Source organism: Caenimonas koreensis DSM 17982 (genome assembly GCF_009646335.1).
GTDB lineage: Bacteria > Pseudomonadota > Gammaproteobacteria > Burkholderiales > Burkholderiaceae_C > Ramlibacter > Ramlibacter koreensis.
This window is the reverse complement of the sequence record NZ_WJBU01000015.1, coordinates 59,787-77,242: the sequence shown is the minus strand read 5'-3', so window position 1 is coordinate 77,242 and position 17,456 is coordinate 59,787. Positions and strand designations below refer to the sequence as shown.

17 protein-coding genes are annotated in these 17,456 nt (G+C 64.9%); 7 read left to right on the top strand and 10 right to left on the bottom strand.

Annotated elements, in window-relative coordinates:
* Nucleotides 1-2: 2 nt before the first annotated feature.
* Genes GHT07_RS15715 through GHT07_RS15690 form a run of 6 tightly spaced genes read right to left on the bottom strand, consistent with a single transcriptional unit; the run spans nt 3 to nt 6,443 of the window.
* Entirely contained in the window at nt 3-1,250 is a 1,248-nt protein-coding gene (locus GHT07_RS15715) for an FIST signal transduction protein (protein ID WP_153586061.1), read from the bottom strand.
* The gene (locus tag GHT07_RS15710; RefSeq protein WP_153586060.1) at nt 1,247-1,912 is read right to left on the bottom strand and encodes a PhaM family polyhydroxyalkanoate granule multifunctional regulatory protein; all 666 of its coding nucleotides are present in this window, start codon (nt 1,910-1,912) and stop codon (nt 1,247-1,249) included. Before GHT07_RS15710 ends, GHT07_RS15715 begins: the two co-directional genes overlap by 4 nt.
* 49 nt (nt 1,913-1,961) lie before the next feature.
* On the bottom strand, nt 1,962-2,837 hold the full coding sequence (locus GHT07_RS15705) for a copper chaperone PCu(A)C (protein ID WP_153586059.1): 876 nt from the start codon (nt 2,835-2,837) through the stop codon (nt 1,962-1,964).
* Nucleotides 2,834-5,200 (bottom strand): TonB-dependent receptor, encoded by a 2,367-nt coding sequence (locus tag GHT07_RS15700; protein ID WP_153586058.1) that lies wholly within the window; start codon nt 5,198-5,200, stop codon nt 2,834-2,836. The genes GHT07_RS15705 and GHT07_RS15700 overlap by 4 nt, the downstream gene beginning before the upstream one ends.
* A gap of 59 nt (nt 5,201-5,259) precedes the next feature.
* Nucleotides 5,260-5,625: a DUF2946 family protein gene (locus tag GHT07_RS15695; RefSeq protein WP_153586057.1), complete on the bottom strand. Its 366-nt coding sequence runs from the start codon at nt 5,623-5,625 to the stop codon at nt 5,260-5,262.
* 23 nt (nt 5,626-5,648) lie between these two features.
* Nucleotides 5,649-6,443: an enoyl-CoA hydratase/isomerase family protein gene (locus GHT07_RS15690; RefSeq protein ID WP_153586056.1), complete on the bottom strand. Its 795-nt coding sequence runs from the start codon at nt 6,441-6,443 to the stop codon at nt 5,649-5,651.
* A 172-nt stretch (nt 6,444-6,615) separates the two neighbouring features.
* Here GHT07_RS15690 and otsB point away from each other — a divergent pair, with 172 nt between their 5' ends.
* Genes otsB through otsA form a run of 3 tightly spaced genes read left to right on the top strand, consistent with a single transcriptional unit; the run spans nt 6,616 to nt 10,564 of the window.
* Complete coding sequence (gene otsB / locus GHT07_RS15685) at nt 6,616-7,359, top strand: trehalose-phosphatase (protein ID WP_153586055.1); 744 nt, start codon at nt 6,616-6,618, stop codon at nt 7,357-7,359.
* Nucleotides 7,275-9,143: a glycoside hydrolase family 15 protein gene (locus tag GHT07_RS15680; RefSeq protein WP_407646644.1), complete on the top strand. Its 1,869-nt coding sequence runs from the start codon at nt 7,275-7,277 to the stop codon at nt 9,141-9,143. The genes otsB and GHT07_RS15680 overlap by 85 nt, the downstream gene beginning before the upstream one ends.
* Nucleotides 9,143-10,564, top strand: a complete 1,422-nt coding sequence (gene otsA, locus GHT07_RS15675; protein ID WP_153586053.1) for an alpha,alpha-trehalose-phosphate synthase (UDP-forming) — start codon at nt 9,143-9,145, stop codon at nt 10,562-10,564. The genes GHT07_RS15680 and otsA overlap by 1 nt, the downstream gene beginning before the upstream one ends.
* Nucleotides 10,565-10,589: 25 nt before the next feature.
* On the opposite strand, the gene GHT07_RS15670 is transcribed toward otsA, so the two are convergent.
* On the bottom strand, nt 10,590-11,600 hold the full coding sequence (locus GHT07_RS15670) for a fumarylacetoacetate hydrolase family protein (RefSeq protein WP_153586052.1): 1,011 nt from the start codon (nt 11,598-11,600) through the stop codon (nt 10,590-10,592).
* Between the two features lie 98 nt (nt 11,601-11,698).
* On the opposite strand from GHT07_RS15670, the gene GHT07_RS15665 reads away from it, so the two are divergent.
* The 3 genes from GHT07_RS15665 to GHT07_RS15655 all read left to right on the top strand — a co-directional run bounded on the left by GHT07_RS15665 (nt 11,699) and on the right by GHT07_RS15655 (nt 13,879).
* Nucleotides 11,699-12,478 (top strand): IclR family transcriptional regulator, encoded by a 780-nt coding sequence (locus GHT07_RS15665; protein WP_153586051.1) that lies wholly within the window; start codon nt 11,699-11,701, stop codon nt 12,476-12,478.
* A gap of 206 nt (nt 12,479-12,684) precedes the next feature.
* Nucleotides 12,685-13,503, top strand: a complete 819-nt coding sequence (locus tag GHT07_RS15660) for a DUF3108 domain-containing protein (protein ID WP_194792960.1) — start codon at nt 12,685-12,687, stop codon at nt 13,501-13,503.
* A gap of 103 nt (nt 13,504-13,606) precedes the next feature.
* On the top strand, nt 13,607-13,879 hold the full coding sequence (locus GHT07_RS15655) for a BTH_I0359 family protein (protein ID WP_153586049.1): 273 nt from the start codon (nt 13,607-13,609) through the stop codon (nt 13,877-13,879).
* A 31-nt stretch (nt 13,880-13,910) separates the two neighbouring features.
* On the opposite strand, the gene GHT07_RS15650 is transcribed toward GHT07_RS15655, so the two are convergent.
* On the bottom strand, nt 13,911-14,957 hold the full coding sequence (locus GHT07_RS15650) for an AbrB family transcriptional regulator (protein ID WP_153586048.1): 1,047 nt from the start codon (nt 14,955-14,957) through the stop codon (nt 13,911-13,913).
* 141 nt (nt 14,958-15,098) lie between these two features.
* Here GHT07_RS15650 and GHT07_RS15645 point away from each other — a divergent pair, with 141 nt between their 5' ends.
* Complete coding sequence (locus GHT07_RS15645) at nt 15,099-15,308, top strand: hypothetical protein (RefSeq protein ID WP_153586047.1); 210 nt, start codon at nt 15,099-15,101, stop codon at nt 15,306-15,308.
* Nucleotides 15,309-15,332: 24 nt separating this feature from the next.
* Here GHT07_RS15645 and GHT07_RS15640 read toward each other — a convergent pair whose 3' ends face one another.
* Together GHT07_RS15640 and GHT07_RS15635 are read right to left on the bottom strand one after the other, a co-directional pair.
* On the bottom strand, nt 15,333-16,094 hold the full coding sequence (locus tag GHT07_RS15640) for a glycosyltransferase family 2 protein (protein ID WP_153586046.1): 762 nt from the start codon (nt 16,092-16,094) through the stop codon (nt 15,333-15,335).
* Entirely contained in the window at nt 16,087-17,421 is a 1,335-nt protein-coding gene (locus tag GHT07_RS15635) for an aminotransferase class III-fold pyridoxal phosphate-dependent enzyme (protein WP_153586045.1), read from the bottom strand. The genes GHT07_RS15640 and GHT07_RS15635 overlap by 8 nt, the downstream gene beginning before the upstream one ends.
* Nucleotides 17,422-17,456 lie beyond the last annotated feature (35 nt).

The following is a 17,456-nucleotide window of genomic DNA, read 5'->3' as shown; positions in this document are numbered from 1 at the left end:
AGTCAGCAGAAAACGGTGAGCACGCCGGTGTATCCGTACAGGTGGTTGCGTGCAATTTCGCCGCCGGCAAAAAAGCCGACCAGCGGCACATCGCCGAGCGCGCGCCGCACGATCTGCAGCTCGGCGCTCGGCCCGCCAAAGTGTGGCCCGCCACGCCCGGCGCAGCTCACGTAAATCGCCCCGGCAATGCGCCGCTCGGGGCTGGGCGCCGCCTGGGCGTCGTTCGAAGCGAGGGCGGCAGCCACCGGCAGCGTCATCTCCTGCGGCTCCAGCTCTTCGCGAATCTCGGCGCAAATGCGAACCAGGTCAGCACGCGCCGCCACCGAATTGCGCTGGCAAAAGGCCATGCGCATGCCCGTCTCGACCTGGTCAGCCACGGCCACGCCGCGCCGGCCCGGATCGAGGCCGATGATGTGGCGCACGACCACATCCGCGCCGAAGTTGCCCGTGCGCGCTACGGCGTCGGCACCCGGCTCCACCAGCCCGACGAGCGTCGCGCGCAGTGCGCTCATGGCCTGCTCGGGCTCATCGAGCGAGATATGCGTGTCGCGCAGTAAAACATCGAGGGCAGGCTCGCCATCAAGCCCGGTGATGACGTTGCCCTGCGCCGCCGTGATCAGGCGCTGCGGCGCGACTGGCTGGCAGCCCTGCGTCACGCGCGACACCAGCGTGATGCCTTCGCCGAAAGCAACGCCCGACAGCCCGCCTCGAAACACCCCGCCCGCCGCTCCATGGCCGCGGATGTTGCCGTTGCCGCCCACCGCAAACTGCACCGCCTGCGTGCGACTGGCCGAAAGACCGCCGAAGAGGTAGCCCGTCGCCGTACGACCCGCCATCTCTGCGATGAGCTCGGCCACATCCGGCGTACTCGCGTCGGCATGGACCAGCGCCGTGTGGGGCTCGAACCCCAGGCCCAGCGGGGCGACGCCCGAGAACACACGGTATTGGTCCGTGGGCAGCTCGCAGAGCATCACGGCAAGGGCTGGCTCGTCAAAGTACTCTACGTTCGACGATGCTATGCCCACACCTACCGTGCCAGACCAGTCCGTGATCTCGGGCAGCTCGGCGCCCAGATGGTCCAGGATGTCCTGCGCGTCATTGGCGTAGTGATCGGTGATGTAGAGAATGCCCAGCGTCGGCGAGCTGGCATAGCCGTGCAGGGCCATTTGCGCCCGTACCTGCGCGAGCACCAGGCCCGCTGCCATCTGCCATTGCGGATGCGTGGCGTGGCCGAAGGGGAACAGCTTCATTTCTTCGCGGCGCGGCCCTTGCGCGCGCCGGCCCTTGCAGCCTTCGCCATGCCTGTGGCTGACTTGAGCGCGCCACGTGCAACGCCAGTGGCCACGTTCCTGGCCGTGTCCACGGCTGTCTGCGTGGCGGCGTCTTTCATGGCCGTGGTCGCGATCTGCTGGAACTGCTGGGTCAGCGCGCCCCACCATTGCATCGGGTCCACAACATGGGGTGCCGCAGCCGCCTTGCTCGCAGCCCTACGTTTGCCAGTCGTCGTTTTCTGCTTGGCGGCTGCGTTGGAGATTGCCGTTGCCGAGTCCGCCGCTGCTTCACTGACTTTCTGCACGCCGGTGATCACCGTATCAGCCGCCTTGAGCTTGAGCGCATTGGCGACATCGCCCATGTTGAAGTTCATGCCTTTGAGCGTGGCCAGCGTCATCTTCTGCACTTCGAGCGCCTGGATCGTCGCGCCCAGCGCCTTGGAGTTCTGGTCCAGCCAGAAGTGGACCGCCTTCAATTCGCCGATGCGCTTGTCGAGCTCTTCGACGTTGAGCGTCGGCGCAACCCAATTCGACAGATTGGGCATCTGCGGCAGCGTGTGCGAAGCGCTTTTCGCGAGGTTCTGCAGGAAGTCGAATCCGGGCACGAATTTGCCGAAACCCATCGATTGATCGTCGCTCATGGCCGCGCTCCGGTTCGCTTTGGTGCAGTCCGTACAGCTTACCCCAACCTCAGTGCTTGTGGCCGCCCATTGCATCCGGGCCCAGCATCTGAACGGGCAGGCTGACGTCCATGCGGCTCTCCAGCCCGCGGGCATTGCGAAACACCAGCGTGAGCGGCACGGTCGTGTCTTTTTGCAAGGGTTGCTTCAAGTCCGTCAGCATCAGGTGATAGCCGCCCGGCTTGAGCTCGACGACCTGGCCGGCGGGCAGGTCGAGCTTGGGCATGGCGCGCATGCGCATCACGTCCCCTTCCATTTTCATTTCATGGACCTCCGCAGTGCCGGCAGCGGGCGTCGTCACCCCCACCAGCTGCACCGGCTCGCTGGCCGTCAGCCGCATGAATGCGCCGGTGCCCGACTGGCCGGGCACCGTGCCGCGCACCCAGCCGCCCTCGACGCGCGGCAGCATCTTCGCCATGGCGAATTCGCGCGGCGCGAGCACGGCGAGCAACATGGCCGGCGTCTTCATGCCGGCGACCGAAGTGCCGGCGGCTGGCACGTCAGCCCAGTCTTGCGCGCCTTTCTCGCAGGTTTGCAGCACCTTGATCCAGGCAGGGCCTGCAGCGCGCGGCGCTGTCACGGCGAAAGCGAATTCGCCGCGCTGCGTGGGCTGCAACGCCGCGTCTTTCGACGCCGCCGTCCAGCTCAGCACGCCGGGCTTGGTATCAACCGTCCAGCCGGGCTTGGGCAGCGCCCGCGCGCCTTCGAAGCCGGCAGGCAGGCGCATCGCGAGCGCCGTGGTGGGCGAGGCGTCGCATCCATGCCCGATGCGCAGCACGCCTTGATAGGCGGCGCCTGTTTCGGCGATGGGCGTTTCGAGCGAAGCGTGGGCGCCTACCATCAGGGGAGCGAGCGCGGCAACAAAGGCAAAGAGGTGCTTGTTCATAGGTCGTACTTCAATTCTGCGCTGTAGCTGCGCTGCGGGTAAGGATGGAAATTCCAGAACTTGTCGTTATTGAGGTTATCGATGCCGAACGCGGCAGAGAGTTGCTCGTTCAGCTTCACACGCACACGCGCATCGACAGTGAAGAACTTGCTCACCCCCTGGTAGGTGTAGCCATTGACGTCGCTGTTGTCCAGCGTGCGGTATTGCCTGCCGCTGTAGCGCGCGCCAACCGACGTTGACCAGCGGTCGTTCCAACGATACGCGACGAGCGCTGTCGCGCGCCACTTCGCGATGTTGGGTTGCTGCTTGCCGATGGTGTCGCCCCGCACGCTGACAAAACCGGCGTTTTCCTTGATCACTGAGTCTGCGTAGGTCACGCTGGCGTTGACGTCCAGCCCCTTGCGAAACACGTCGACGCCGCTATACGCAACCTCGACACCCTTCGTTGAGATACGGCCCACGTTCTGCACACGGCTGACATTGCGGTTGGCAAGCGGATCAAACGTGGTTTGCGAATAGAGCGAGTCGCGCGTGTCTTCGGCGAACAAGGTCACGCGAAGCAGCGCATTGGCCAGATCCTTTTCCGCGCTGAGCTCGCCCGTCCACGAGCGCTCAGGCCGCAGCAACGGATCGTTGATGTATTGCGAATTCGCCGTTGACGTTGCGCCGTAGAGCTCGCCCACCGTCGGGAAGCGGATCGCGCGGCCCAAAGAAGCCTTGAGCACCGTGTCGCTTTGAAATTGCCACGACAGCGCCGCCTTGGGCGACACAAAGGCTTCGCGCCGCGATGGCCACTGCGTGTTGACCGCGGGCGTGGCAGCGGGAATCTGCGTGTACCCGTTGATGGCTGACCACGCTTCAGCGCGCGCGCCGAGCACTGTCTTCCAGCCCGGTGCAAACGCCCACGCGTCTTGCACGTAGAAGCTCTGCAAGCGCGTTCTGCCGCCGACATTGCTGGCAACTGCGCCTGCGCCGTCGCGCGTCCAGTCACCAGTGATCGTGGAGGTGAGATAGCGCAGTGCAAACGCGTCGTCCTGCACGCCAAAGTCAATGATGTGCGGCCCCGCCACGCCAGCGGGCCGCCACGTGCCTTTCAGCGCCAGCGTGCGCCATCCCGTGCCGCCGCCGTCGGCTATCGTTCCCGCGCCGCCGCTTGCTGCACCAGGCAAGGTATTTGCCGCGCTGTTCTGCCGCTTCTGGTCGCGCGAATAGTCGTAGAGGCTGGCTGCGACTTCCCAGTCGAAGACACCCTGCGTGTGCGTCTTGAGCGACAAGCCGTGCATCACGTGCGTGAGGCGCTCATCGGTCAAGGCAAAGTCGCCGCCGGTCAATGGCGAGAAGGAGCGGCCGTCAATGTTCACCGCGCCGCTGTACACGGCTTGCCCCGCCGCGTTGCGCAAGTACGAAACAGGGCGTCCGGTCGACGTGTTTTGCCACACACCCAGCGTGTACGCCGCCCGCAAGCCTGATCCGAGGTCGTAAGCCAGCTTGGCCTTGACGTGATCCTGCCGCGTTTCGTATTCGGTGCCGGTGCCCAGCACGTACCACGGCGCGTTCGCGTTGTTGCGCTCGAGCACCGCGCCCGTGACGGGCGTGCCTGCACTGCCCACGGTTCCCGCACTCACCAGCCGCGTGGCAAAGGTCAGCGGCTGGCCGTGGCTTTCCGTGTGGTTGAAGTTGATGAACCACGACAGGTCACCGGCCTTGTTCCCCGCCGAAGCGCTCGTTTGCCACGCTCGATAGGTGGCATTCGTGTTGTAAAGCGCGAAGGGCTGCGAAACGTAGCCCACTTTGCCGTGCGCCTCGAATTTGCGAGGCATGCGCGTGACGTAGTCCACCACCGCACCGACCGAATTGCCCGGATAGGCCGCAGAGAACGGGCCGTACATCACATCGACGCGCTCGATCTCTTCGGGCGTGACCAACCCCCAGCGCGGCGGAAAGCTCAGTCCGCCGACACCGTTGCCCAGGTAGTTCGACAACAGGATGCCGTCGGCGTACACCGCCGAGCGTGCGCTGTTGCCGGTGCCCGATGCGCGGCTGGACAGGATGGCGTGGTTGTAGTCGCCGATGTAGCGCTTGCGAACGAGCAGGCTGGGGAAGTACTTCAGCGCGTCTTCGCTGTCAGTCGCATTGATCGACTGCTCGATCTGTTCACGCGTGATGACTTCCAGCGTGGTCGGTATCTGCGTGGGCAGTGACGTGGGCTGGCCACCGATGACGGTGACGACGCCAAGCGAGCGCGCCTGCGAGTCGCCTGGGTGGTCGGCCCAGGCAGCGAGGGGGGTGGCAAGAAGTAGCGCAGGCGCAACTACGGGTGAAAGTGCGAGCGCACAGGCTCGCGGCAAGGAACGGCGAAACATGCTGGTTCTTTCCTGCAAACGGGGGAATTCCCCGCGCGGATCAACCAGGCGCGGGGGCTCTAGTGGAGGCGCTTGCCCGCGGGTGGCCCGCGCGCCGGTTGCGGCGCCGCTTCGGCCTGGACAATGCGCGATTCGGGCTCGACGGCCACCAGGGCCACGGCGCGCTGGTGCAACTGCACCAACTCGAGCGTGGCCGGAGGCGGCGCCGAGACGGACGCGCACAACGGGCAGTCCATCGTTTGCGCCGTGCTGGGCTGCTCGCCGCTGGAACTCGCCGGCAACACCTTCATCACGCCGCCGGCCGAGCAGATCAGCTGCATGCCGACCGGATTGACGATGGGCGCTGCGACAGCCACGCCGAGCGACAACACGAACCACGCCAGCACGAGGCGGGCGAGGAAATGGGCGCGGCGCAGGGCTTGCATGTGGGCGAGATTATCCCAGAGCGTCAGAAGTTCGGCGTGCGCCTCTCGCGCAGCGATGCAATTCCCTCCTTCACATCGGGACCCGCGAAGCCCATGAACTCCAGCGCCAGTGACGTGTCGAACGCCGGGCCCGCCTGGCGCAGCCAGTTGTTGAGCGAGTACTTCGTCCAGCGTATGGCGCTCTGAGAACCATTGGCGAGGCGATCTGCAACTTCGTATGCCTTCGGGAGCAAGTCCTCAGCGTCCACCGCCATCGACACAAGGCCAATGCGATCGGCCTCCTCACCCGTCACGGACTCGCACAACATCAGGTAGTACTTCGCTTTTGCCATCCCGCAAAGCAAGGGCCACACGATAGCGGCATGGTCGCCCGCCGCCACGCCCAGCCGCGTATGGCCATCGACGATCTTTGCGGTCCTGGCGGCGATGGAGATGTCTGCCAGCAAGCCCGCCACCAATCCAGCGCCCACTGCCGGGCCATGCAACGCACTCACGATGGGCTTGTCGCAGTTGATGACGTTGTAGACCAGGTCGCGCGCTTCCTTCCAGACACGTGTGCGCACCTCGAAGTCGCTCGCCATGTTTTCGACCAAAGCCAGGTCGCCGCCGCCGGAAAAACCAAGCCCTTCGCCGCGCAACACAGCGCATCGCACAGACTCATCGTCGCCCACATCCCGCCAGATCTGCGCAAGTTCACGGTGGCCTTCGTGGCCCGCTGTCGGCAGTTTGCCGTTCAAGGCGCGCATCTGGATGTCGAGCACTGAATCGTGCGGGCCGCGACGGGTGATCGAGAGAGTTTCGTAGCGCGAATAGTCCATGGGCGTATTCCTTCAATGATGGCGCGTTGTCTCACGCAGCTTGCACTGTACGGCCATGCAGGACCTCCCGTGCTGAGTCACCTCTTTGCCGTGCGCCGGTAGGCCTAGTCCTACGGGGCAAAGCGCACGGGCGATCTGGTTGCAGCGCAGCACGTCTGGTAGCGTAGCGTGCATGAACCTGGTGGATTTCCTGTTTCCCTCATGCGCGCTTTTCCTGGACTTCGACGGCACGCTGGTGGACATCGCGCCACAGCCTGACGAGGTGCTCGTCCCGAGCGGCCTGTCTCCCGCGCTCGAGTCGCTTCAGCACTCTTTGGGCGGCGCCGTCGCGATCATTTCGGGCCGGCCGATCGAGCAGGTCGATGCGTACCTTGCACCGCTGAGACTGCCCAGTGCCGGCGTGCACGGCGCCGAGCGCCGCGATGCGAGTGGTGAAATCACACTGCTCAGCACCTATTCCCTGGAGCGGGTGGAAGAGGTGGTGCAGGCACTGGCAGCGCGCCATCCGGACCTGCGAATCGAAATCAAGCGCGGCTCGATCGCGTTGCACTACCGCCAGGCGCCGCAGCTCGAAGCCGAGTGCATCGCCGCCATGGAAGCGGCTGTAGCCCAGTCGCCCGGCGTGACGCTGCTGCGCGGCAAGATGGTGGCCGAAGCCAAGCCGGGCGGTGCCAGCAAGGGCCTGGCGATCGAAGCGTTCATGAAGGAAGCGCCATTCGCGGGCCGCTCACCCGTGTTCATCGGCGATGACATCACCGATGAAGTTGGCTTCGCAACCGTTCAGCGCATGCACGGAATGGGTGTGAAGGTCGGTGCTGGCACCAGCGTCGCGTGGCAGCGCCTTCCCTCCCCCGCCGACTGCCGCCTGCAGCTCCAGGCCGCCGCCGCAGCGCTCGCCGCCAAGGCAGCCTCATGAGCGCCAACCCCTCACTCAAGCTCGGCATCATCGGCAATTGCGCTTACAGCGCACTCATTGACGAGCGCGCCCGCATCGTGTGGATGTGCCTTCCGCGATTCGACGGTGACCCGGTATTCAACGCGCTGCTCGATCCGGGCGACAGCGCCGGCCACTGGGCGTTCGAGCTGGAAAACTTCGCGCACAGCGAACAGGCCTACGAGCCGAACACCGCCATCCTGCGCACTCGCCTGTTCGACACGCAGGGCCAGGGCATTGAGATCACCGACTTCGCGCCGCGATTTTTCAACCGCGGGCGCACATTCCGCCCGCTCACACTCGTGCGCCGCATCAGCGTGTTGTCTGGCTCGCCGCGCGTGCGCGTGGTGCTGGCGCCGCGCTTCGACTGGGGACAGCGCGAGCCGGTCGTCACACAGGGCAGCACACACCTGCGCTTCATCGGCCCCGACACAACCCTGCGCTTGAACACCGACGCGCCGCTGGCTTACCTGCTCTCGGGCACGCACTTCGTGATCGACCGGCCGATGAATTTCATCCTCGGGCCCGATGAGACGCTCTTGACCGGCATTGGCGAGACGGCACTCGGCTTCGAGCAGGAGACTGCCACTTACTGGCGCAGCTGGACGCGCGCCTTGTCGCTTCCGCTCGAGTGGCAGGACGCGGTGATCCGCGCTGCCATCACGCTCAAGCTCACCCTGTTCGAAGACACGGGCGCCATCGTGGCTGCGATGACCACCAGCATTCCGGAAGCACCGGACAGCGGCCGCAACTGGGACTACCGCTACTGCTGGTTGCGCGATGCCTTTTTCGTCGTGCGCGCGCTCAACAGCCTGTCGGAAGTCGCGACGATGGAAGAGTACCTTCGCTGGCTGAACAACATCGTCGTGCGTTCGGGCGGCGGGCACATCCAGCCGCTGTACGGCATTGGCCAGGAAGAGCAGCTGCCCGAGGCAATCCTGAACCACCTGCCGGGCTATCGCGGGCAGGGGCCGGTGCGTGTGGGCAACCAGGCCCAGGAACACTTTCAGCACGACGTGTACGGCAACATCGTGCTGGGCGCATCGCAGGCGTTCCACGATCACCGGCTGTTCCGGCGCGCGGGCCAGCAGGAATTTCATCATCTCGAAGCAGTGGGCGAGCAGGCCTTTCGCGTCTACGACCAGCCTGACGCGGGCATGTGGGAGCTGCGCACACGCGCACGCATCCACACCTCGTCCGCGCTCATGAGCTGGGCGGCGTGCGACAGGCTCGCCAAGGTGGCGTTTGCGCTGGACCTGCCGCCGCGCATTCGCTACTGGCGTGAGCGCGCCGACGTCATCCGCGAGCGCATCCTGCGCGAGTCGTGGAACGAAGATCGGCAGGCCTTCGCAGAGAGTTTTGGCGGGCGCGATCTTGATGCGAGCGTGCTGCTGATGGCCGAGGTGGGCTTCATCGACCCGAACGACGCGCGTTTCGTCTCGACGGTCGAGACGCTCGAGAAGTACTTGTGCGACGGTCCTTACATGCGCCGCTATGAAGCGGCCGACGACTTCGGCAAGCCGGAAACGTCGTTCAACATCTGCACGTTCTGGCGCATCGATGCCCTGGCGCGTATTGGCCGCAAGGCGCAGGCGCGCGAGATCTTCGAGGTGATGCTCAAGAACCGCAATCCGCTCGGGCTGCTGTCCGAAGACACGCATCCCGTCACGGGCGAGATGTGGGGCAACTTCCCGCAGACGTATTCGATGGTGGGGCTGATCAACGCCGCCGTGCGTTTGTCCGCACCCTGGGACACGGTGATCTGATGTCGCGGCTCGTGGTGGTTTCCAACCGTGTCGCCGACCCGCGCAAGACGGCGGCGGGCGGGCTTGCTGTCGCGCTGGCCGAAGTGTTGAACAACACCGGCGGCATGTGGTTCGGCTGGAGCGGCAAGACGATAGAGCCCGGCGAGCCTGGCCCGCATGCGCAGGAGCGTCCATTGCACACGCATCAGGCCGGGCCCGTGAAGCTGGTGACCATGGACCTTGATCGCCAGGACTACGACGCCTACTACGGCGGCTATTCGAACGGTGTGTTGTGGCCGGTGTTTCACTACCGGCTCGATCTGGCGGACTTCGACCCGGCGTACATCACGGGCTATCGCAAGGCGAACCAGCTCTTTGCACAAAAGCTCAGGCCGCTGCTGCGCGACGACGACATCATCTGGATTCACGACTATCACCTCATTCCGCTCGCTGCAGAACTGCGGGCACTGGGCTGCACGCAGCGCATCGGCTTCTTCCTGCATATTCCGCTGCCGCCACCGCTGATTCTTGCGGCGATTCCGGGGCACGACTGGTTGATCCGCGCCCTGTTTGCCTACGACCTGGTGGGCTTCCAGAGCAACGCGGACCACGAGCACTTCTGCCGCTATGTGCAGGCCGAGGCGCACGCACAGGACTTGGGGCGTGGGCGCTGGCGCGCCTTCAACCGAACGGTGCAGGCGGGCGCTTTCCCGATCGGCATCGACGTCGACGAGTTTGTGGCGCTCGGCCAGGCGAGCGAGGGCCGCGAGATGTACGAGCGCATGACGCGCGAGTATTCGCGCAGGCAGCTGCTGGTGGGCGTGGACCGGCTCGACTACTCAAAGGGCTTGCCCCACCGCATGCAGGCGTTTCGCTCGCTGCTGCAGAACTTCCCGGAGAACCGCCGTGTTGCAACGCTGATCCAGATTGCATCGCCGAGCCGGGAGGAGGTCGACGCTTACACCGACATCCTGCACGAGATCGAGTCGCTGTGCGGATCGATCAATGGCAACTACGGCGAGCTCGACTGGATGCCGGTGCGCTACATGCACCGCAACGTCGCGCGGCCACGCCTGCCGGGGCTATACCGTGCCAGTCGCGTGGCGCTCGTCACGCCGCTGCGCGACGGGATGAATCTGGTCGCCAAGGAGTTCGTCGTGGCGCAGGATCCTGCCGATCCGGGTGTGCTGGTGCTGTCACGCTTCGCGGGGGCGGCGGAGCAGCTGAAAGAGGCGCTGCTGGTGAATCCGTATGACATCGAGGCAACAGCAAACGCCATCAATCTGGCGTTGCATATGCCGATCGAGGAGCGCCGCACCCGGCACCAGGCCCTGCTGGCCACGATTCGCCGATGTGACGTGCACTGGTGGTGCAACACCTTTCTGGAAACGCTGGCGCATACGCAGGCCGAGGTTTCCGGGACGCCCTGGTTGCGGCTGTAGGCCCGAATGAGGCGTCGCTTTGTGGCTACTTCGCCTCAACAATCTCCTGGTCAATCGCGCCAAAAACGCTTTGCCCGTCCAGCCCCTTCATCTCGATGCGGATCGTGTCATGGAACTTCATGAATTCCGTCGTGGGCTTGCCGTCCTGAATCGTTTCAATCGCACGCTTTTCGGCGATGCAGCTGTAGCCCTTGGGCCACGTCGTCTTGCCATCGGCACCGGTGACACCCTTGTTGCTCACCGTGCCCGAGCCGACGATGCTGCCGGCGCGCACATTGCGCGTCTTGCAGATGTGTGCAATCAACTGGCCGAAGTGAAACGTCATCTCGGGCCCGGCTTCGCACATGCCGACCTTGCGGCCATTCCACGTGCTTTGCAGCGTGAGATGCACACGGCCCTTGTCCCATGACTCGCCGAGCTCGTCGAGCGTGACGGCCACAGGGCTGAATGCGGTGGCGGGCTTGCTCTGGAAAAAACCGAAGCCCTTGGCGAGTTCATCGGGGATCAGGTTGCGCAAGCTCACGTCATTGGCGAGCATGACGAGCCGGATGCCGTCGAGCGCCTGCTCGGGCGTGGACATCATGCGCACGTCACCGGTGATCACGGCGATCTCGGCCTCGAAGTCGATGCCGTACGCCTCCTTGGGCACCGGCACATCATCATTGGCCCCGAGAAAATCATCGCTGCCGCCCTGGTACATCAGGGGGTCGGCGTAGAACGTGCCCGGCACATCAGACTTGCGCGCGGCGCGCACCAGCTCGACGTGATTGATGTAGGCGGAGCCATCAGCCCATTGATACGCACGCGGCAACGGCGCCATGCATTGCCTGGAGTCAAACGGGAAGGCGTGGCGCGCCTTGCCATTGTTCAAAGTCTCGTACAAGTCCTGCAACTGCGGCGAGATGAAGCCCCAGTCGTCCAGTGCTTGCTGGAGCTTGTCTGCGATGCCGGTCGCGTAATGCGCCGTGCTCAAGTCGCGCGAGACGACGACGAGCTGGCCGTCGCGCGAACCATCTTTGTAGGTGGCGAGTTTCATGGATCGTTTGTACCGGACAATCGAATGCGCTAGAGTCCGCTGGACATTACGCATTGTGAAATGAATTTACCTAATCGTAATTCTAACGGAACGAGGCCATGGTGAAAGAACGCGCCGGCATCCAGTCGGTCGAAGTGGGCTTCCTGCTGCTCGATGTATTGTCCCGCTCGGCGGGCCCCTTGATGCTGCGCGACCTCGCAGCCGCCGCGGGCATGAGCGCTGCCAAGGCGCACCGCTACCTGGTGAGTTTCCAGCGGCTCGAACTCGTGGTGCAGGATGCATCAAGCACCCGCTATGACCTCGGCCCGGCAGCGCTCAAGCTCGGCCTGGCGTCGCTCTCGCGGCTCGATGCCGTCAAGCTCGCGCGGGCTCGCATCGCCACCCTGACTGAGCAGATCGGCCATACGCTCGCGCTCGCCGTTTGGGGCAACCACGGCCCGACGATCGTCCACTGGGAAGAGTCGCCGCAAGCGGTGACGGTGAATCTCCGGCTGGGCGACGTGATGCCGCTACTCACGTCAGCCACGGGCCAATGCTTTGCGGCTCACCTGGGCAAAGACGCCATCACGCCGATGCTCAAGGACGAGATGGCTCGCGCACAGAAGCAGGGCCGCACCGACACCCCCACCACGCTGGCTGATGCACGGGCGTTGCTCGCGCAAGTGCGCGAGCGTGGCGCCGCACGTGTCGTCGATACGCTGCTGCCCGGCATCGTCGGCTTTTGCGCGCCGGTGTTCGATTCGGACGGTCACATCGCACTGGGCCTGGTCGCGCTCGGGCCAACGGGCACGTTCGATTCGCAATGGAACGGCGCCGTGGACAAGCCGCTGCGCGCCGCGGCGAAGCAACTGTCAGCCGACCTTGGCTACGCGGGTTGAGCGTGTACGCGAGGAACTGGCGGCCGCTGGCCGCGATCACGGTTGTTGTCTGCGCTGTCCATGTCGCGTTGCTACTGCCTGCGGGAACAGCCGTTCGCATGCCCGGGGCTGGGCGAGTGCAGGCTTTGGTCACGCGCACCATCACGAGCGAGAACGCCGCCGCCCATTCGCCGGCAACGGCCTCAACAGCATCGCCTGGGCAAGGCATGCCTGTGCCTGCCAAGCCGGTGGCGGCTGCAAGGGCCGCCCTGCCCGCGCCCGCTGGCGCGCCCACCCTCACGCTTGCCGACACACCAACGCGCGCCCAGCCGGCGCGCGGCAGTGAACAGGCACCGGCGCCCCAGGCCGACGCCTATGGCCCCCGCCTGGCGCTTGCAGTGCCTGCATCGACTCGCCTGGCCTACCAGGTCACGGCCTTCACCAAAGGCAAGACCACCGAAGGCAGCAGCGAACTGCTGTGGCGGCATGACGGCCACGAGTACGAGGTCATGCTGCAGGTCAGCGCACCGTCGATGCCGGTGCGAACGCAAATCAGCAGCGGCGCCATCACAGCCGATGGCCTGGCGCCCAAGCGCTTTTCTGACCGTTCGCGTGGGGAGCAGGCGACGCACTTCGATCGCGACGGCGGGCGCGTCGTGTTCAGCAGCAACGCGCCAGAGCAACTCCTCATGGCTGGCACGCAGGACAGGCTCAGCGTGATGATGCAGATCGCGGCGCTCGTGGGCGGCGATCCTGCGAAGTTCGGGCCGGGGTCGACGATAGCGATCCCCACGGCGACCACGCGCGATGCGCAAGAGTGGCTGTTTGCCGTGGACGGCGACGAGTCGCTCACGCTGCCTGCGGCGGGCGCACCGGTCAGCATCGCCACCCTGAAACTCACACGCCATCCGCGCCGGGACTTCGACCAGCGCATCGAACTGTGGCTGGCTCGCGGCATGGCTTACGTGCCCGTGCGCGTGCGTCTGACAAACGCCAATGGCGATTGGACGGATCAGCAGTGGCTGGGCACCGACACGAGGCGTTAGCGCCTTTGCTTATCTTTACGGCATGGGGCGCCTTTGGCAGTCAAGCGGGGTCCTCCTTGAAAGCGGCCCGAACGTTGCTACATACGTGGCAAAGGAACTCCAGATGCAAATGCTTTATGACTCCGAATCATTCGTGGTTGTGCACATGCAGGCCAACGAACCCCTGAACGGCGAGGCTGCACCGCGCATCCCGCGGCATGGTTTCGAGATTGTGGACAAGCGTTCCAACAAAGAGGTTTACCTCGACGGCCCGTGGGCTGAATCCTTCCAGAAGCAGATCACGGCCTGGCAGCTCAATACACCGACCCAGGAAGAGGTCGAGCAAACGCTCGACGGCTACGCCGAGCTTGCGCAGAACCCGCTGGTCATGCATTGACGCGCAGCGCGAATGGCCGGTCGCAGCCCGCTCACCGCAACCACCTGAAAAGCGGGCCGACGAGCAGCAGTACCGTGACCAGGCGCACGACCTGAAAAGCCGTCACGACGGGCACGCCCAGTTGCAGCACCTTCGCGGTAATCGCCATCTCGGCGATGCCGCCCGGTGATGTACCGAGGATGAGCGTTGCCCAGCTCAAGCCTGCCGCCCACGCCAGCGCCGCAGCGAACAACGCCGACAGCACGATCATCGCCACCGTTCCCACGGCAACCCGGCCAAGCCAACGCGGCGCGGTGTGCACAAACTCGGCAGAAAAGCGCACCCCCAGGCTGACACCGATCACCAGCTGCGCGCCGTTCGACATCCACTGCGGCACGGCCGACAGCTCCAGGCCGCTCATCGTCAGCCCCATCGACACGAGCCATGCGCCAATGAACCACGGGTTGGCGCGGTCCGTGCGCTGCATCAGCCATGCACCTGCGCCCGTCAGCGTCATGAGCAGGACGAGCCCCAGCCATTCGACGACGCGCGGGCCGGGCACTGTCGGGTCCAGGCCGTGCAGGCCGCCGAAGGTGAAGGCAAAGGGAATCAGGAGCGTGACAACCAGCAGCCGCAAGCTGTGCGACGCAGCCACCAGGTCCGTGCGGCCGCCTTCGCGCTCGGCCAGCAGCGTCATCTCCGAAGCGCCGCCGATCGAGCCTGCGAAGTAGCTTGTCGCGCGGCGCACATGTGCGTCGGTGATGGTGGCCAGTGCCGTGCTGCGGTCCAGCCATTTGCCAAAGGCCCAACCCAGCCCGAGCGCCCAGATCACGCCGAGCGTGATCGCCCACCACAGGCTCGCGACGAGCGCCACCACTTGCGGCGTGAAGTACAGGCCGAGCACGGTGGCGATCACCCATTGGCCGGCGTTGCGAAACGGCGCGAAGCTGCGAGTGGGAAGACCGAGGATGGAAGCGAGCGACGTTGCCACCAGCGGCCCGATCATCCAGGGGATAGGCGTGTGCAGCCACGTGCACGCCAGCGCCGCAGCCCATGCGAGCAGCAAAGTCAGGACAACACGCGTGGCAAGGGAGTTCATGGCGGCGGGCGAAACTTGAGTATCGCCGCAGCAGGAAACCGTTCGCGCCTGAAGATTCAACGACGATTCTTATACTGCGCGTTTCAACTTCTGCAGTATAAAAAAGTGGGCGCATGCGCGTCGCGCCCACCCATCTCCACCATGCCCAAGCCACGACAGCCTGAAGACGAGCAGCTCACCACAGAGGAGATCGAGGCAATCCTCGAGCGCGAGAACGCCGTGGTGCCCGAGCAGCCGCTGGCCGAACACCGCATCGTCCAGCACGAGCCCGGCCAGGGCAAGTTCGGCAAATGGGCGGTGTGGCTCATCATCGCGTTCATCCTCATGGGTGCCCTGCAGTCGATGCGCTGAACGCGCCCGGCTGCCAGCCCGCAATCAGGCGAAGGCGCGCTGCAGCCACGCACGCGATGTCAGCGAGCCTTCATGCGAGTGATACACGCACGTGTTGCGCTCGCCGACGTGGCAGCGGAACTTCGGCATCGTCACATGCGCCACGATGTTGTCGGTGTACTGCGTCTGGCCCTTGTCCCGTGCGATGTCCATCAGCAGCTCCTGCGCGAAGCTGCGCCGGAAGCACATGGTCGAGCTCATGCCGCCGGGCGCGTGCGACGTGAATTCCACATGCGGGCCATAGCGGAAGTCCGCCGGCGCAGGCTTGGTGAACAGCAAGCCACACCAGCGCGACACGGAAAAATCGTAAGTCTGCAACTCCGCCAGCCCCGACTCGATGTGCTTGTGCAGGTACAAGTCGTCGTGGTCTGTCCAGAAGAAGTGCGTGCACTTGTCCTCGATGAGGCGCCGCAGCGGCACGGCATACCACTCGTGCTGCCCGATCCTGGCGGGCGTGTGCAGCCAGATCACTCGCGTTGCACCGGTTTGCATGTCTGCTACTGCCCACTGGTACGAATCGGAGTGGCCGTTCTGGTGAACGCAGATCACATCGGGCGGCCTGGACTGGTGCAGCAGCTGCAGCACGCAGGCGCGAATGAGATCGGGCCGGTTGAACGTCGGCACCATTACGCCGACGCGCATTGGCAGCTGCTCCTCGCGCGAGCGCTTGAGCGCCGCGACCTGCGCGGCAAAACCCGACAGGGCCGGTGAAGGCGGCAGCGTCGGCGGCGCCGGCTCGTCAGGCATGCGCGCGGATCGAATCAGCCAGTGTGTTCACGAGCGTGTCGATGTGCTCGCGCTCGACGATGTAGGGCGGCGCAATCACAAGCACGTCGCCCGCGGGCCGCACCAGCGCGCCTTTATGGAAGCAGTCCACAAAAATGTCGTAGGCGCGCTTGCCTGGCAGGCCCGCCATCGGAGCGAGTTCGACCGCAGCCGCAAGCCCCAGGCTGCGAATGCCGATCACGTTGGGCATGCCCTTGAACGTGGAGTGGAACGCATCGCCCAGCACCTTGCCCATCTCGCCAGCGCGCTGGAAGAGGTTCTCCTGCTGGAACAGGCCAAGCGTCGCAATGGCAGCGGCGCATGCAACAGGGTGGCCCGAATACGTGTAGCCGTGGAAGAACTCGATGACGTGCTCGGGCGCCTCGGTCTTCATCATCGCGTCGTACAGCTTGTCGCGGCAGATCACGCCGCCCAGCGGAATTACGCCGTTGGTCACGGCCTTGGCGAAGTTCAGCATGTCGGGCACAACGCCGTAGTAGTCCGCGCCGAAGTTGGTGCCCAGGCGGCCGAAGCCGGTGATCACCTCGTCGAAGATCAGCAGGATGCCGTGCTTGTCGCAGATCTCGCGCAGGCGTTTGAGGTAGCCCTTCGGTGGCAGATACCAGCCCGCGCTGCCCGCGACTGGCTCGACGATGATCGCCGCGATGTTGTCGGGCGAGTGCAGCGGCAGGATGCGGTTTTCAAGTTCGAGCAGCAGGTCTTCCTGGAACACCGGCTCTTCGTTGTGGATGTACGCGTTGTTCACCGGGTCGTGGATGAAGCGCATGTGGTCGACGCGCGGCAAGAGCGAAGTGCCGAACATCCTGCGGTTGGCCGGAATGCCGCCCACGCTCATGCCGCCAAAACCAACGCCGTGATAGCCCTTCTCGCGCCCGATGAAGATGTTGCGGTGCCCTTCGCCGCGCGCACGGTGATAGGCCAGCGCCACCTTCATCGACGTGTCCGCTGCTTCTGATCCGGAGTTGCAGAACAGCACCTTGTTCAAGTCGCCCGGCGCCATCGCGGCGATCATCTCCGCCGCCTTGAACGCCTTGTCGTTCGATGCCTGGAACGCGGTGGCGTAGTCAAGCGTGTCGAGCTGCTTCTTGATCGCCTCGTTGATCGGCTTGCGGTTGTGGCCCGCGCCCACGCACCACAGGCTCGAAATGCCATCGACGACTTTTTTGCCGTCGTGTGTGGTGAAGGTCATCCCATCGGCGGCGACGAAGATGCGCGGGTCTTTGCGAAAGCCCCGGTTGGGCGTGAAGGGCAACCAGTGGTTGTCCATGTTGAAGTCGTTGAAGGCCATGACCTGCTCCAGAAACTGCGAAGCCTGATTTTGCA

Excerpts from the sequence above, each read along its gene's own strand:
- GHT07_RS15715 (WP_153586061.1), bottom strand. The coding sequence starts at position 1,250 with ATGAAGCTGTTCCCCTTCGGCCACGCCACGCATCCGCAATGGCAGATG.
- GHT07_RS15710 (WP_153586060.1), bottom strand. The coding sequence starts at position 1,912 with ATGAGCGACGATCAATCGATGGGTTTCGGCAAATTCGTGCCCGGATTC.
- GHT07_RS15705 (WP_153586059.1), bottom strand. The coding sequence starts at position 2,837 with ATGAACAAGCACCTCTTTGCCTTTGTTGCCGCGCTCGCTCCCCTGATG.
- GHT07_RS15700 (WP_153586058.1), bottom strand. The coding sequence starts at position 5,200 with ATGTTTCGCCGTTCCTTGCCGCGAGCCTGTGCGCTCGCACTTTCACCC.
- GHT07_RS15695 (WP_153586057.1), bottom strand. The coding sequence starts at position 5,625 with ATGCAAGCCCTGCGCCGCGCCCATTTCCTCGCCCGCCTCGTGCTGGCG.
- GHT07_RS15690 (WP_153586056.1), bottom strand. The coding sequence starts at position 6,443 with ATGGACTATTCGCGCTACGAAACTCTCTCGATCACCCGTCGCGGCCCG.
- otsB (WP_153586055.1), top strand. The coding sequence starts at position 6,616 with ATGAACCTGGTGGATTTCCTGTTTCCCTCATGCGCGCTTTTCCTGGAC.
- otsA (WP_153586053.1), top strand. The coding sequence starts at position 9,143 with ATGTCGCGGCTCGTGGTGGTTTCCAACCGTGTCGCCGACCCGCGCAAG.
- GHT07_RS15670 (WP_153586052.1), bottom strand. The coding sequence starts at position 11,600 with ATGAAACTCGCCACCTACAAAGATGGTTCGCGCGACGGCCAGCTCGTC.
- GHT07_RS15665 (WP_153586051.1), top strand. The coding sequence starts at position 11,699 with ATGGTGAAAGAACGCGCCGGCATCCAGTCGGTCGAAGTGGGCTTCCTG.
- GHT07_RS15660 (WP_194792960.1), top strand. The coding sequence starts at position 12,685 with ATGCCTGTGCCTGCCAAGCCGGTGGCGGCTGCAAGGGCCGCCCTGCCC.
- GHT07_RS15655 (WP_153586049.1), top strand. The coding sequence starts at position 13,607 with ATGCAAATGCTTTATGACTCCGAATCATTCGTGGTTGTGCACATGCAG.
- GHT07_RS15650 (WP_153586048.1), bottom strand. The coding sequence starts at position 14,957 with ATGAACTCCCTTGCCACGCGTGTTGTCCTGACTTTGCTGCTCGCATGG.
- GHT07_RS15645 (WP_153586047.1), top strand. The coding sequence starts at position 15,099 with ATGCCCAAGCCACGACAGCCTGAAGACGAGCAGCTCACCACAGAGGAG.
- GHT07_RS15640 (WP_153586046.1), bottom strand. The coding sequence starts at position 16,094 with ATGCCTGACGAGCCGGCGCCGCCGACGCTGCCGCCTTCACCGGCCCTG.
- GHT07_RS15635 (WP_153586045.1), bottom strand. The coding sequence starts at position 17,421 with ATGGCCTTCAACGACTTCAACATGGACAACCACTGGTTGCCCTTCACG.